Origin of the sequence: Chitinophaga sp. HK235, from assembly GCF_018255755.1 — a bacterium.
Lineage (GTDB): Bacteria > Bacteroidota > Bacteroidia > Chitinophagales > Chitinophagaceae > Chitinophaga.
The window spans coordinates 4,767,266-4,780,698 of sequence record NZ_CP073766.1 but is presented as its reverse complement, the minus strand read 5'-3'; the positions used below and the strand labels follow the sequence as shown (position 1 = coordinate 4,780,698).

Here is a 13,433-nt window from a genome sequence, read left to right as displayed (position 1 = left end):
GTGACTAAATGCAAACGAATAAGAAAAATATAGCAGAAGAGGGGTGGGTACTGATGTTATTTACCTCTGCTCTTTATCTTTTTTTCATAGCGGATGGGATCACCAAACTGCTTATGATCAAAAATATTGAGTTCAGTCGTGTTTCCATCCTTATTCGTTCTGTTTATCAGGTACTTTTCTTTTTTACAATAGGATATTTTATAGATACACGGCGACGGGCTTTTTTGATTTTTTTACTGCTCGTGATTTTGTGCTGGGCTGCAGGTGTTTATTCATTTGCATTTTACCAAAAAACGGATTATCCCTTTTTTCAGAATATTATTATTTTAAATAAGTACCTATACGCGTTTGTGGTTTTTTATACAGGGTATAAATTAATCAATAATCCCGCTGCATTGAATAAGGTATTAAAGGTACTGGAGCTGATTTTTCTGATTAATTCGACCTGTTGTATTCTTGGGGTGCTCACAAGGGCTCCCATTTTTGAAGCTTTTCCCGGTCAGTCATACCGTTTTGGATATAATGGATTAATATTTGCAAACAATGAAGCGGTTGTATTTTATTTTTTAGCGGTATGCTATTTTTATTATAAATGTTTTCTACTTGGAAATTCATCCAGGAGAGATAAGTGGTGTTTCTATATTGTTGCGACGGGGTCATTATTCCTTGGATCAAAAGGATATTATTTTTTCCTGCTGTCGTTGGCTTTTTATCATGTCTTTTTTGTAGCCCGGGGATTGGCTAAGGTCATTTTTTTTGTGATGCTGTCCATTGCACTAACCGGGATCGTTATATTTTTCTTGTCAGAACAAGGTCAGGCAGCCCTGTCATTTATGATTTCAATGATGGAGAGAGATGGTGTCTGGTCTATGTTGCTAAGCAGCAGAGACGTCCTGGCAGCGATCAAAATTCCGATTATCCTTGAAAACTGGACCTTCTGGAACGTATTATTTGGTGGACAGAATCAATTCCTGTATTTACTGGAAATGGATGTGCTGGATTTGTTTTTCTTTTTTGGAATTGTAGGTTGTATTTTAATGATGATATTATATTTTAATACGATTTTCAATTTTAAAGCCTATCCTTTTTTTATATTTTACATTAGTATATATTTTATTCTTTCTGCACTCGGAGGACATATACTCTATAGTGCATTGAATGCGCTGTACTTATGTCTTGTTTCCTTTTACTTTATTCAAACAAGCAATAAGGTGAAGAACGGAGGCGATAAAGAAATAGGTACGTCAAAACAGTTGAAATGAAAAAGATTTTAAGTGGTTTAATAAGTAGGGGAGGGTATCAATTAATTAGGAGAACTAATGTTGATTTGATTCAGGATTACTATAACATGTATCATAGTGATAATACTCAGTTGTCTGAGGGAAATACTATTGTCATCTTCTCCAAAGACAGAGTGTTACAGTTACATGCCTTGCTTTACTCTTTGTTTTCCTGTGTCAGTGATTATCAGAATATAGTTGTGTTATATAATGCTTCAGATGAGGCTTACATGAAAAGTTATCGTGAACTGGAAAAGGAAATCGGTAACCGTGCAGTTTTTATTAAAGAAAATGTTTTTGAGTCGGACTTAAAAAAACTTTTAAGAGGTATTACGACAGATCAGGTACTCTTTTTGGTAGATGATATTGTTTTCCTGGATAAAGTTGCTTTAGCCCCCCTTCGGGCCCTGGTGAATAACGGGGTGATTGTATCGCTCAGATTAGGAAGTAACATAGCTTATTCCTACACCGGGCAGGCGGCTATACCATTGCCCAGTTCCCTTAAAGAACAGGGTGATATGATTGACTGGTATTGGAAAGATGGGTTGTTTGATTGGGGCTATCCTTTGTCTGTAGATGGGAACATTTTCAAAACAAAAGAGATAAGAGCCATGATGGAGACAATCTCATTTAAAGCTCCCAATACATTGGAGTTGAATCTGCAGGTATTCAATGTTTTGTTTGGAAAGAGAAGGGGGCTGGCTTATCAGACATCCAGGCTGGTAAATAACCCGTGCAACAGGGTGCAAAATGAAATACAGAATAAAAGCGGGAATATATCCGCCGAATACCTGCATTCGGTATGGCAGAAAGGAATGAGGATTGACTTTAAAAAAATGTATAAGTATGTTCCGAAATCACCACATGAGGAACTTCCCATTGACTTTATAACAGAGAACCACTTGTGTAACGACAAAGGAAATTAGTATGAAATGTTGTTTGATTTCCAATCTTTATCCAAGCAAAGATGATAAGTATTATGGGATATTTGTACACAACGTTGTTGGTCAGTTAGAGCAGCATGGAATAAGTTTTGATAAGAAGATCGTCATTCGGGGAAGAACAGATAGTACCATTACAAAAATATTCAAGTATATCAAATTTTACGCGCTTATTATATATCATGGCATGTTTGGGAAATTTGATTGCTTGTATATACATTTTGTTTCGTTTAGTGCTCTGCCGTTACTATTGGTAACTTTATTCAGGCCCCATAAGTTGGTTATCAATTTTCATGGTGGTGAAGTGTTTACCATTTCCCGGCTCGCGTCATTTTTCAAAACAATCAGTAAACCACTGGTTAATCGGGCTGTTTCGTTAATCGTACCTTCTGCTTTTTTCGGAAATGCTGTGACCCGTGCTTTTAGTGTATCTCCGCAAAAGATATTTGTTTCCCCTTCAGGAGGTATTAATACGGATATCTTTTCTTTAGCTCCCGGGCAGGTAAATACTGTATTTACTTTGGGCTATGTATCAAGAATAGATTGGGGAAAAGGATGGGATGTATTGCTAGGGGCGGTTAAGTTACTTGAACAGGATCATGCAATTTCGGATCTGAGGGTAGTGATTGTTGGAGATGGTAAAGAAACCGGTGCCCTGTCTAAAATGATAAAGGAGATGAATAGCAGGTTTTCAATTGAATACGTGGGCGGAGTGCCACAATCTCAGCTTCCTGGCTATTTTCGGCAAATGGATTTTTTTGTTTTCCCTACTACGCTTCAGGAAAGCCTGGGGTTAGTGGCTGTAGAGGCAATGGCATGTCAGGTCCCTGTTATTGCAAGTGAAGTTGGCGCAATTCCTGAATATATTCGTCCTGCTTATAATGGTTTTTTGTTTGAGCCAGGGGATGCTGCTGAATTAAGCAGGAAGATTATTGCAGCATATCAGTTATTCAAAGATAATCATGCCTATAATTTAATGCGGCAAAATGCCGGAAATGTTGCGGAGGCTTTTAATAGTGATCATGTCGCAGAACAATTGGCAGGGCATTTTAAGGGAGTGATTAATGAAAGATAATAAATATATTCGCTTTGCAGGCTTAACCTTTCGGGGGCTTAATAAAGAGGATCTGTTGAAGGATTTTGACAAGATCAAATTTGTAGTTACTGTTAATGCAGAGTTTATTGTAGAGTCAGGGAGAAATGAGCGTTTAAGGAACATTATTAACAATAATATTTCGACTTTTGATGGACAAATTCCATATGTGTTAGCGAAATTGGCTAATCGTTCGAAGACGTTTCACAAAATATCCGGCTCTTCGTTAATATATGATGTGTGTTCGTATTGCAGGATGCATAATAAACGATTATTTTTGCTGGGTGGAAGTACTGACAGCAACAGAATGGCCCAGGAACGCCTGAAAAGCGTGTATGGGATACCGATTGATGGATTTTCACCGGATTTTCATCCTTATCCATTCCCGCCAGCACTAAATGCTGATTTGATAAAAAGAATAGCTGCATTCAAGCCGGATTTTTTGTTTGTAGGGTTTGGGGTTTTGAAGCAGGAATTTTGGATTGACGATCATCTTGATGCTTTGGAAAAACTGGGAGTTGGATTAGTGGTGGGCTGTGGAGGAACGTTCGAATTGGCATCCTCCAGAGTTAAAAGAGCGCCGGTTATAGTTCAGAAAGTTGGCATGGAAAGTTTGTTCAGATTTTTAATGGAGCCAAAATGGTTCAGAATGAAAAGGATTTTGAAAAGCTTTTTGGTCTTTAGATACGTACTGAAAAAATAGCTTCCTTTCTTATTGAAAAATAATATAATATATTTTTAATTTTACCCAGATTATGAAAAAAGCCCTTATTACAGGAGTGACAGGACAGGATGGTGCATATTTAACGGAGCTTCTATTGAAAAAAGGTTATGAGGTTCATGGCATTAAACGTCGTAGTTCGCTTTTCAATACTGATAGAATTGATCATTTATACCAGGATCCGCACGAGAAGAACGTTAGATTTAAACTCCATTATGGTGATCTGACTGATAGCACCAATCTCATTCGTATAATCCAGGAAGTACAACCGGATGAGATATATAATCTGGGTGCCATGAGTCATGTGCAGGTAAGCTTCGAAGCTCCGGAATACACTGCAGATGCGGATGGAATCGGAACACTGCGTATACTTGAAGCTGTCAGATTATTGGGATTGACTGAAAAAACCAGAATTTACCAGGCATCTACCTCAGAGTTATATGGTTTGGTACAGGAGGTTCCTCAATCAGAAAGAACACCATTTTACCCTCGCTCCCCCTATGCCGTAGCCAAAATGTACGCATTCTGGATAACAGTGAATTACCGGGAAGCATATAAAATGTTCGCCAGCAATGGTATTTTATTTAACCATGAAAGCCCTTTACGTGGTGAAACGTTCGTAACACGCAAAATTACAAGAGCAGTTGCGAAGATGTCTCTGGGATTACAGGATAAGCTTTATATGGGCAACCTCGATGCCAAGCGCGACTGGGGACATGCAAAGGATTATGTAGAAGCAATGTGGCTGATCCTGCAACAGGATACTCCGGAAGACTACGTGATTGCCACAGGAATAACAACCACTGTGAGGGATTTTATCACCATGGCCTTCGCGGAAGTAGGTATCACAGTTGAGTTCCGTGGTACCGGTGTAGAAGAAAAAGGATATGTTCTCAATAGCACTAACCCTGATTGTGGATTGACAGAGGGCATGGAGGTTGTAGCTGTAGATCCCCGTTATTTCAGACCAACTGAAGTTGAGTTGTTGATAGGAGACCCGACCAAAGCGCAATCCAAATTAAACTGGAAACCGAAGTATGATTTACCTGCCCTGGTGAAGGAAATGGTGGCTGCTGACGTTGAGCTGTTCCGCAGAGAAAAGCTGTTAAAGGATGCTGGTTATAAAGTATTAAACCAATTTGAATAGTATGAACCTTACAGATAAAATTTATGTAGCAGGCCATAGAGGAATGGTTGGATCTTCTATTGTTAGAAGATTACGTCAGGCTGGTTTTGATAATATTATTACCCGTACCTCCAAAGAACTGGATCTTAGGGATCAGACAGCCGTCGCTGCTTTTTTCTCTGAAAATAAGCCGGATTACGTATTTCTGGCAGCTGCCAAAGTAGGGGGTATTATGGCAAATAATACCTTAAGAGGCGAGTTTATTTACGACAATATCATGATTCAAAGTAATGTTATTCATCACTCGTATCTGAATGGCGTAAAAAAACTGATGTTTTTAGGTTCTTCCTGTATATATCCTAAGCTCGCACCGCAGCCTTTAAAGGAGGAGTACTTGCTTACAGGTAAATTGGAGCCTACCAATGAACCATACGCAATCGCAAAAATTGCCGGCATTGAGATGTGTGATGCTTATAGGGCGCAATACGGTTGTAATTATATCTCCGTGATGCCTACCAATTTATATGGTCCTAATGATAATTATGATCTGGCCAACTCACATGTATTGCCTGCTATGCTGCGTAAAATGCATGAGGCAAAAGTGAATGGTGCAGCCGAAGTTGTCATATGGGGTACGGGAACGCCTATGCGCGAGTTTTTGCATGCGGATGATATGGCAGATGCCTGCTTCTATCTGATGCAGCACTATAACGAATCCGGATTGGTAAATATAGGTGTGGGTCATGATATTAGTATCAGAGATCTGGCTTGTCTTATACAAAAAATTGTTGGGTTTAACGGATCTTTGGTATTTGATACCTCAAAACCAGATGGCACCCACAGAAAATTAATGGATGTAAGCAAGTTAGATGGTATCGGATGGAAGGCAAAAATTGAGCTGGAAGAAGGTATACAGAAAGTCTATAATGAAGTAAAAAATTCAAACTGGACGAATTGAAATGATAGATTCCCAAAACCACGTTCTGATAATGGCAGGCGGCGTAGGAAGCCGCTTCTGGCCTAAGAGCCGGAATGATTTTCCGAAACAATTCATCGATATGTTGGGTGTCGGTAAATCGTTGTTGCAATTGACATATGAGCGCTTTTTAAAGCTCATCCCTGCAGATAATATTCATGTGATCACGAATGTGCAGTACAAGGCACTGGTGCAGGAACAATTGCCATCACTGAAAGCTGAGAATATACTGTCTGAACCATCACGTAACAATACTGCTCCATGTATTGCATACGCCGCTTTTAAACTGCTGGCCAAAGATCCCAATGCCCGCATGGTTGTTGCTCCATCAGACCATTTTATTCTCTATGAAGATATTTTCCTCGAGAAAATAAAACAGGGTCTGGAGCTGGCTGCAACAGAGGATGTTTTGCTCACATTAGGCATTACTCCCACCCGGCCGGATACCGGATATGGCTATATTAACTTTGATAAGGAAGGGAGGAATGGTGTACACAAGGTTAATTGTTTTAAGGAAAAACCCCATTTTAATCAGGCACAGGAATACCTGGAAAGTGGAGACTATGTCTGGAACGCCGGTATTTTTATCTGGAAGGCCCAGGCAATAGTAAACGCCTTTGAAAAAATGGAGAAAGGGGTTTTTGATTTGTTTAAAGAAGGATGGACGTATTATAATACCCCGGAAGAACAGACTTTTATTGATAAACATTATCCCCTTTCTCCTAAAATCTCTATTGACTATGCGATTATGGAAAAGGCGGATAATGTCTACACGATCCCCGCTGATTTCGGTTGGAGTGATATGGGAACATGGACCTCTTTATTTGAACATCAGCCAAAGGAATTGGGTAACAATGCCGTCTCCTCCAACCGGGTGTATCTGGAAGAGACCAGTAACTGTCTGATTTCTTTACAGAAAGAGAAATTAGCTATTATCAGAGGCCTCCAGGATTTTATTATAGTAGATGATAACAATGTCTTGTTGATTTATCCTAAAGCAATGGAACAGGAGATCAAGAAGGTGACGGAAATGCTCAATAAGGGAGAGCATGCCAACTATCTCTAGATGATCACCCTTAGGATATATGTGTTTAATTAAATAGATGGCGGAAGACCGGGACTCCTCCATATAAACATTTTATTTTTACCTTTTTGATTGTTTCCTCTGTTGAAAATTAAATGTTGATGAAAAAACTTGAATACGTTGATGCATTAAGAGGACTTGCTATCCTGGGCGTCGTTTTGGTACATTGTCAGATCGAAGCATTTCATTTCCCGGCACCACTTGAGAATTTATTAGGTAGCGGGGCACGAGGGGTTCAGTTGTTCTTTGTGGCAAGCGCATTCACTCTCTTTCTTTCGCTCAATAATAGAACGAATACAGGGGAAACTTCTTATGTGAATTTTTTTATCAGGAGATTTTTTAGAATCGCACCTATGTATTGGCTGGGAATCATTTACTATTTATTTCAGGATGGTTATGGTCCCAGATACTTTTTAGGTGATGCTGCAGGTATTTCGACAGCAAATATTGTTTCTAACTTCTTTTTTGTTCATGGTATAAACCCATATTGGATTAATAGCTTAGTTCCTGGTGGATGGTCGATCACAGTAGAAATGGCGTTTTATTGTTTAATTCCTTTCCTGTATCAAAGAATTAAAAACCTCGGACAAGCAGTTAATTTTTTCCTTATTGCCTGTTTTATAAGGCTACTGCTACATATAGTCTTTAAAAAATTTGTCCTTATATCCGATCCGAGGTTATGGGGAGATTTTTTAACCCTGTATTTGCCGGCTCAGTTGCCTGTATTTGCTTGTGGTATAATTATGTATTTCCTCATTTCTACTCCCAGAAATGAATGGGCTGTTTCTCCACGGAGTATCCTGGCCATTACGACTCTTTTTATTCTGAATTTTGCCGTTGGTGATTCAGTACTGATTTCTGCTCCTGTTGTCTTTTCCGTACTCTTTATTGGTTTGGGGTATTCACTTGCCAAACAGGATTTTCGGATAGTTGTTAATCCTTTGATCAGATATTTCGGGAAGATCAGTTATAGTATGTACCTGGTCCATTTTGCAGTGATCCATTGGCTAACCAAATCAGGCGTCTTTAATGAAGGACAGATTACTGATATGCGTACTGCTATACAAAGTGTTGCATTCAAATATCTTTGTGTAGTTATTTTATCTGCTATTCTGGCTACTTTCTTTTATCATCTGGTCGAAGTACCCTTCCAGAATTTGGGTAAACAAATTATTAAACGTGTAAAAGACCAGAAAATATCGAAATTGAAGCTGATTAATAATGAATAGTAACTTTCCTTCTATAGATATTTTCTGCAATATTATTAGGACGACTTACGATGGTTTTGGTGCTGAGCAGTAGGGAATATTGTATTTATTATTAGTAATACAACATGATTATGTTACGATTATACGCTACCTCCTTCTTTGGAATTTTATGTATGTTAACCTTGTCTGTCGTATGTTATGGACAGAATGCCGGAAGACAATTCTCACTTGGGTTTTATAAGTCAACATCAGATACATTAAGTTACCATTCATCTCTAAGAGATTATATGGTACAACCGACGTTTGACTTGCCTCAGGGAGACACAAGTGTTAAAAAAAGCTGGTTATATAGAAAGCTTTTTCGTGAACATCTTTTGGAATACCAAAACGAAGATTATTCGTTTTACGCAAGTTTTCTGCCCGACTTCACAATTGGCAGATCTTCTGATAATGGCACAACATGGTTGAATTCCCGTGGTGCGATAGCGGGAGGACGCCTGGGTAAAAATTTTCATTTCAGGGCAGAGTTTTATGAAAACCAGGCAAAGTTTCCCGAGTATATTCAGAATTTTGGAAGAGATGGAAGAGTAGTGCCAGGGCAGGGTGAATGGAAAGATTATGGCAATGGCAAAGGCTTTGATTTTGCCATTGCTTCTGCTTTGCTCGATTATAAAGCAGGGAAATTTCTTGATTTTCAACTGGGATATGATAAAAACTTTATCGGAGATGGCTATAGATCCATGTTATTATCTGATAACTCTTTTAATTATCCTTTTCTGAAAGTAATTGCCACCGTAGGACGTGTGCAGTATACAACAATGTGGGCCCAGTTTATTGATATGCGTTATCCGCGCGCTTCTTATGATGTCGGCTATAGAAAAAAATGGGGCGTATTTAATTATCTGGACTGGAATGTGTCAAAAAAACTGTCAATTGGCCTGTTTGAATCAGTAATTTGGGCAGATAGCGATTCTACCGGGAAAAGAGGATTTGACATGAGTTATGCAAATCCTATTGTTTTCCTGCGTCCTGTCGAATTCTCTGTAGGATCTCCGGACAATGCAGTGATGGGATTGAACCTGAAATATGCTATTTCATCGAACTCCACTGCTTATGGCCAATTTATCCTGGACGAGTTTAAGTTCAGTGAAATGACCAAGGGAAAAGGCTGGTGGGCGAATAAATTCGGTGGACAAATAGGATTCCGCTCCAATAACATTTTTCAGGTCCCTCATCTGAACATATTGACAGAGGTAAATGCTGCCAGACCATATACCTATTCACAAAGAACTACGCTGAACAATTATGGGCATTATAACCAGCCATTAGCCCATCCTTTAGGAGCTAATTTCGTAGAGTGGGTAAATTTGGCAGATTATCAATATAAAAGGTGGTTCTTTAAAGGTGAAGTAATGTTCGCAAAATATGGCCTTGATTCTTCCGGTATCAACTATGGCAAGGACATTTTTAAGTCTTATGAGACCAGAAATGTTGAGTATGGTAACCATATCGGTCAGGGACTCAAAACAACCCTTACCTATGTGCAGGGGACCGTTGCTTTTCTCCTGAATCCTAAAATCAATCTAAGACTGGAATTATCTGTAACAGCACGAAGAGAAAATAATAAATTGTGCGATAATAAAGAGCTGATATTTAATTTCGGCCTCCGTAGCTCCTTCAGACAATTGTATTACGATTTTTAGATATTTGTTGAGTCTAAAAACACACAAGCCCTTCCGCTATACGCGCAAGGGCTTTTTTTATTTTAACGCAAAAGAGGGGCAAGGATAATGGACAAAGGCCGAAAAAGAACGAACAACAAAAAGATGTATCATTAGGTGTAGGATATCTGTCCAGCCATCCATTCCTATACTGAATATACGAAAAAAATCATAATATCAAATACATATTTCCGGACCCGGAAGAGTTTTCCTGAATATGTATAACTTCGCACTTATGCATTACGTAACAGTAGAAGGGCTCACCAAATCGTATGGTATCAAGCCATTATTCCGGAATATTTCCTTTCATATAGAAGAAGGCGATAAAATAGCGCTGGTAGCGCTCAATGGGACAGGTAAATCCACGCTCCTGAAGATTATCCTGGGAAAAGAAGCGCCTGATGAAGGAAAAGTATGGATACACAAGGATGTTACCGTAGTAATGCTGGAGCAGCAGTCCGATTTTGACCTGTCCAAATCCGTTATCGAAAATATATTCAATTACGATAACCCTATCCTGAACGCTATCAAGGAATATGAACTCCTTACAGAAGAAGGGCATGAACCGGATGTAGACAAACTCACGGCCGCCTTCGCCCGTATGGACGAGCTCAACGCCTGGCACTTCGATTCCAAAGTAAAACAGATACTGGGTAAACTCAATATCCACAATCTGGACCAGCCTATCGGTTCCCTCTCCGGTGGCCAGCAAAAAAGGGTTGCACTGGCTAAAGTGTTGATAGACATTGGCTTCGAACATAAGCATGTACTGCTCATCATGGACGAACCCACCAACCATCTCGATGTTAGCATGATCGAGTGGCTGGAAAACTATCTCGATCAGGAAAAGGTAACCCTCCTGCTCGTTACCCACGACCGCTACTTCCTCGACAGTGTGTGTAATGAAATCATGGAGCTGGACCAGGAACAACTCTTTATCTACAAGGGCGATTACGAGAGCTATCTGGAGCGGAAAGCCACCCGTGAAGAGATGGACAAGGCCAGCGTGGAAAAAGCCCGTAATACCTACCGCAAAGAGCTGGAATGGATGCGTAAGCAGCCTAAAGCCCGTACTACCAAGTCCAAATCCCGGCAGGACGCTTTTTATGAAGTAAAGGAAAAAGCTACCACCAGGGTAGCAGACCAACAGCTGGAGCTCAATGTAAAAATGACCCGTTTGGGTGGTAAAATACTGGAACTCAAAAAAGTATATAAAGCTTACGGAGATCATGTGATTCTCAAAGGCTTCGACTATACCTTCAAAAAGGGAGAGCGTGTAGGTATCGTTGGTAAAAACGGGGTGGGTAAGTCTACCTTCCTGAACATGCTGCTGGGATCGGAACAACCTGATTCCGGTAAAATCAATGTGGGAGAGACGATCGTATTTGGCAACTATTCCCAGTCTGGCCTGCCGGTAAAAGAAGATATGCGGGTGATCGAATTTGTAAAAAATATTGCCGAAAACTTCCCGCTGGCGGATGGTACCAAGGTGAGTGCTGCTCAGTTCCTCGAATTGTTCCTGTTCCCGGGTGATAAACAATATACCTATATCTCCAAATTAAGTGGTGGGGAAAAGAGAAGGCTACATCTGTTGTCTATCCTGTTCCGCAACCCCAACTTCCTGGTACTGGACGAACCGACCAATGACCTGGACCTGCCGACTCTCAGTATTCTGGAAAACTTCCTGCAGGAGTACCAGGGCTGTGTGATCATTGTGAGCCACGACCGTTATTTTATGGACAAACTGGTGGACCATCTGTTTGTGTTTGAAGGTAATGGCGTTGTAAGGGATTATCCTGGTAACTATACCCAGTTCCGCGAATGGCAGAAGGAAGAGGATAAACGCAAGGCGGAAGAGAAAAAAGAAGTTAAACCAGTGGCTGCTCCCATCGCAACTGCAACAGCCACTGCTGACAATGCTACCAGAAAAATGACCTTCAAGGAAAAGCGGGAGTTTGAAACACTGGAAAAGGAAATGGAGGCACTGGAAGAAGAAAAGAACGCTATTGAAGCAAAATTATCCAGTGGGACACTGCCTTATGAAGAAATGGAACCGCTTACACATCGTATCGGGGAGGTAATTCAGCTGCTGGATGAAAAAGGCATGCGCTGGCTGGAACTCAGTGAACTGAATGGATAATACAAAGGTTATATATCAGAAGTCCGAAGGTTAACTTCGGACTTTTTAATTTTTGGGAATAAAAACACAGGCTATGGAATACAGACAATTAGGGCAATCAGATTTAAATGTATCAGTAGTAACATTCGGAGCATGGGCTGCTGGTGGCTGGATGTGGGGCGGTACAGAACGTAAGGAGGCTGTTAAAGCTATCCGGGCTTCTTACGACGAAGGAGTTACCTCCATCGATACCGCTCCAATCTATGGACAGGGTACCAGTGAAGAGATTGTGGGAGAAGCTATCAAAGGGATTCCCCGCGATAAGGTACAAATCCTGACAAAGTTCGGGATGCGCTGGGACCTCGCTAAAGGCGACTTCGCCTTCAAAAGCCAGAATAACCAGGGCCAAGACATCGATATCTACAAATATGCCGGCAAAGCCAGCATTATCAAGGAGTGTGAGGACAGCCTCCGCCGGCTGGGCACTGATTATATTGATCTCTACCAGATACACTGGCCGGATTCTACCACACCCATCGCGGAAACCATGGATACCGTCGCCGACCTTATCAAACAGGGAAAGGTGCGTTACGCCGGCGTTTGTAACTACAATGCCAGCCAGCTGGAGGAAGCCCGCCGGCATGTACAGGTGGTATCAGACCAGGTGCCGTACAGTATGGTGAAACGGGGTATCGAAGCGGAAGATCTGCCATATTGCATAGATAACGGTTTATCGGTGCTGGCTTACAGCCCGCTGGAGAGAGGGTTGCTGACCGGTAAAATGAAGCCGGGACATCAGTTTGCACCGGGAGATCATCGCGCAGGTATCTATTTCTACAAAGATGAAAACCTGAAAAGGACCAACGCTTTCCTGGAAAAACTAAACCCGCTGGCAGTAGCAAAAAATGCTTCCCTGTCACAACTGGTTATCCGCTGGACCATCGAACAGCCTGGCATCACCATTGCCCTGGTAGGTGCGCGAAATGCCGAACAGGCACTGCAGAATGCCAGAGCTGCAGCGATACAGCTAACAGAAGAAGAGATCAGCTTTATTACCAATGCACTCAATAAGCTGGTGTTGGAGAAATAATTCTTGTATTTAATGGGCCGGCAGTATAGCATGGCATACTGCTGGTCTTTCAGCATAAAAAAGTGGATCTTATC

11 protein-coding genes are annotated in these 13,433 nt (G+C 40.8%); all 11 read left to right on the top strand.

The window, feature by feature from the left end:
• Nucleotides 1–8 precede the first annotated feature (8 nt).
• A complete protein-coding gene (locus tag KD145_RS17640) occupies nucleotides 9–1,262 on the top strand; it encodes a hypothetical protein (protein ID WP_212000356.1) in 1,254 nt (417 codons plus the stop codon).
• Entirely contained in the window at nucleotides 1,259–2,206 is a 948-nt protein-coding gene (locus KD145_RS17635) for a hypothetical protein (RefSeq protein ID WP_212000354.1), read from the top strand. Before KD145_RS17640 ends, KD145_RS17635 begins: the two co-directional genes overlap by 4 nt.
• 1 nt (nucleotide 2,207) lies before the next feature.
• The gene (locus KD145_RS17630) at nucleotides 2,208–3,296 is read left to right on the top strand and encodes a glycosyltransferase family 4 protein (protein ID WP_212000352.1); all 1,089 of its coding nucleotides are present in this window, start codon (nucleotides 2,208–2,210) and stop codon (nucleotides 3,294–3,296) included.
• Complete coding sequence (locus tag KD145_RS17625; RefSeq protein ID WP_212000349.1) at nucleotides 3,286–4,017, top strand: WecB/TagA/CpsF family glycosyltransferase; 732 nt, start codon at nucleotides 3,286–3,288, stop codon at nucleotides 4,015–4,017. Before KD145_RS17630 ends, KD145_RS17625 begins: the two co-directional genes overlap by 11 nt.
• 52 nt (nucleotides 4,018–4,069) lie before the next feature.
• Nucleotides 4,070–5,182, top strand: a complete 1,113-nt coding sequence (gmd, locus tag KD145_RS17620; RefSeq protein WP_212000348.1) for a GDP-mannose 4,6-dehydratase — start codon at nucleotides 4,070–4,072, stop codon at nucleotides 5,180–5,182.
• Between the two features lies 1 nt (nucleotide 5,183).
• Nucleotides 5,184–6,119 carry a GDP-L-fucose synthase gene (locus KD145_RS17615; protein WP_212000347.1) on the top strand — a complete coding sequence of 312 codons (936 nt, stop codon included), beginning with the start codon at nucleotides 5,184–5,186 and terminating at the stop codon, nucleotides 6,117–6,119.
• Nucleotide 6,120: 1 nt separating this feature from the next.
• Nucleotides 6,121–7,203, top strand: coding sequence for a mannose-1-phosphate guanylyltransferase (locus KD145_RS17610; protein ID WP_212000346.1), 1,083 nt, complete (start codon nucleotides 6,121–6,123; stop codon nucleotides 7,201–7,203).
• A 119-nt stretch (nucleotides 7,204–7,322) separates the two neighbouring features.
• Nucleotides 7,323–8,450, top strand: coding sequence for an acyltransferase (locus tag KD145_RS17605; protein ID WP_212000345.1), 1,128 nt, complete (start codon nucleotides 7,323–7,325; stop codon nucleotides 8,448–8,450).
• Nucleotides 8,451–8,560: 110 nt separating this feature from the next.
• On the top strand, nucleotides 8,561–10,132 hold the full coding sequence (locus KD145_RS17600) for a hypothetical protein (protein ID WP_212000344.1): 1,572 nt from the start codon (nucleotides 8,561–8,563) through the stop codon (nucleotides 10,130–10,132).
• Between the two features lie 253 nt (nucleotides 10,133–10,385).
• A complete protein-coding gene (locus tag KD145_RS17595; RefSeq protein WP_212000342.1) occupies nucleotides 10,386–12,290 on the top strand; it encodes an ABC-F family ATP-binding cassette domain-containing protein in 1,905 nt (634 codons plus the stop codon).
• A 73-nt stretch (nucleotides 12,291–12,363) separates the two neighbouring features.
• A complete protein-coding gene (locus KD145_RS17590; protein WP_212000340.1) occupies nucleotides 12,364–13,359 on the top strand; it encodes an aldo/keto reductase in 996 nt (331 codons plus the stop codon).
• The last annotated feature ends 74 nt before the right edge of the window (nucleotides 13,360–13,433 follow it).

Coding starts and splice junctions, on each gene's coding strand:
- KD145_RS17640 (WP_212000356.1), top strand. CDS start 9: ATGCAAACGAATAAGAAAAATATAGCAGAAGAGGGGTGGGTACTGATG.
- KD145_RS17635 (WP_212000354.1), top strand. CDS start 1,259: ATGAAAAAGATTTTAAGTGGTTTAATAAGTAGGGGAGGGTATCAATTA.
- KD145_RS17630 (WP_212000352.1), top strand. CDS start 2,208: ATGAAATGTTGTTTGATTTCCAATCTTTATCCAAGCAAAGATGATAAG.
- KD145_RS17625 (WP_212000349.1), top strand. CDS start 3,286: ATGAAAGATAATAAATATATTCGCTTTGCAGGCTTAACCTTTCGGGGG.
- gmd (WP_212000348.1), top strand. CDS start 4,070: ATGAAAAAAGCCCTTATTACAGGAGTGACAGGACAGGATGGTGCATAT.
- KD145_RS17615 (WP_212000347.1), top strand. CDS start 5,184: ATGAACCTTACAGATAAAATTTATGTAGCAGGCCATAGAGGAATGGTT.
- KD145_RS17610 (WP_212000346.1), top strand. CDS start 6,121: ATGATAGATTCCCAAAACCACGTTCTGATAATGGCAGGCGGCGTAGGA.
- KD145_RS17605 (WP_212000345.1), top strand. CDS start 7,323: ATGAAAAAACTTGAATACGTTGATGCATTAAGAGGACTTGCTATCCTG.
- KD145_RS17600 (WP_212000344.1), top strand. CDS start 8,561: ATGTTACGATTATACGCTACCTCCTTCTTTGGAATTTTATGTATGTTA.
- KD145_RS17595 (WP_212000342.1), top strand. CDS start 10,386: ATGCATTACGTAACAGTAGAAGGGCTCACCAAATCGTATGGTATCAAG.
- KD145_RS17590 (WP_212000340.1), top strand. CDS start 12,364: ATGGAATACAGACAATTAGGGCAATCAGATTTAAATGTATCAGTAGTA.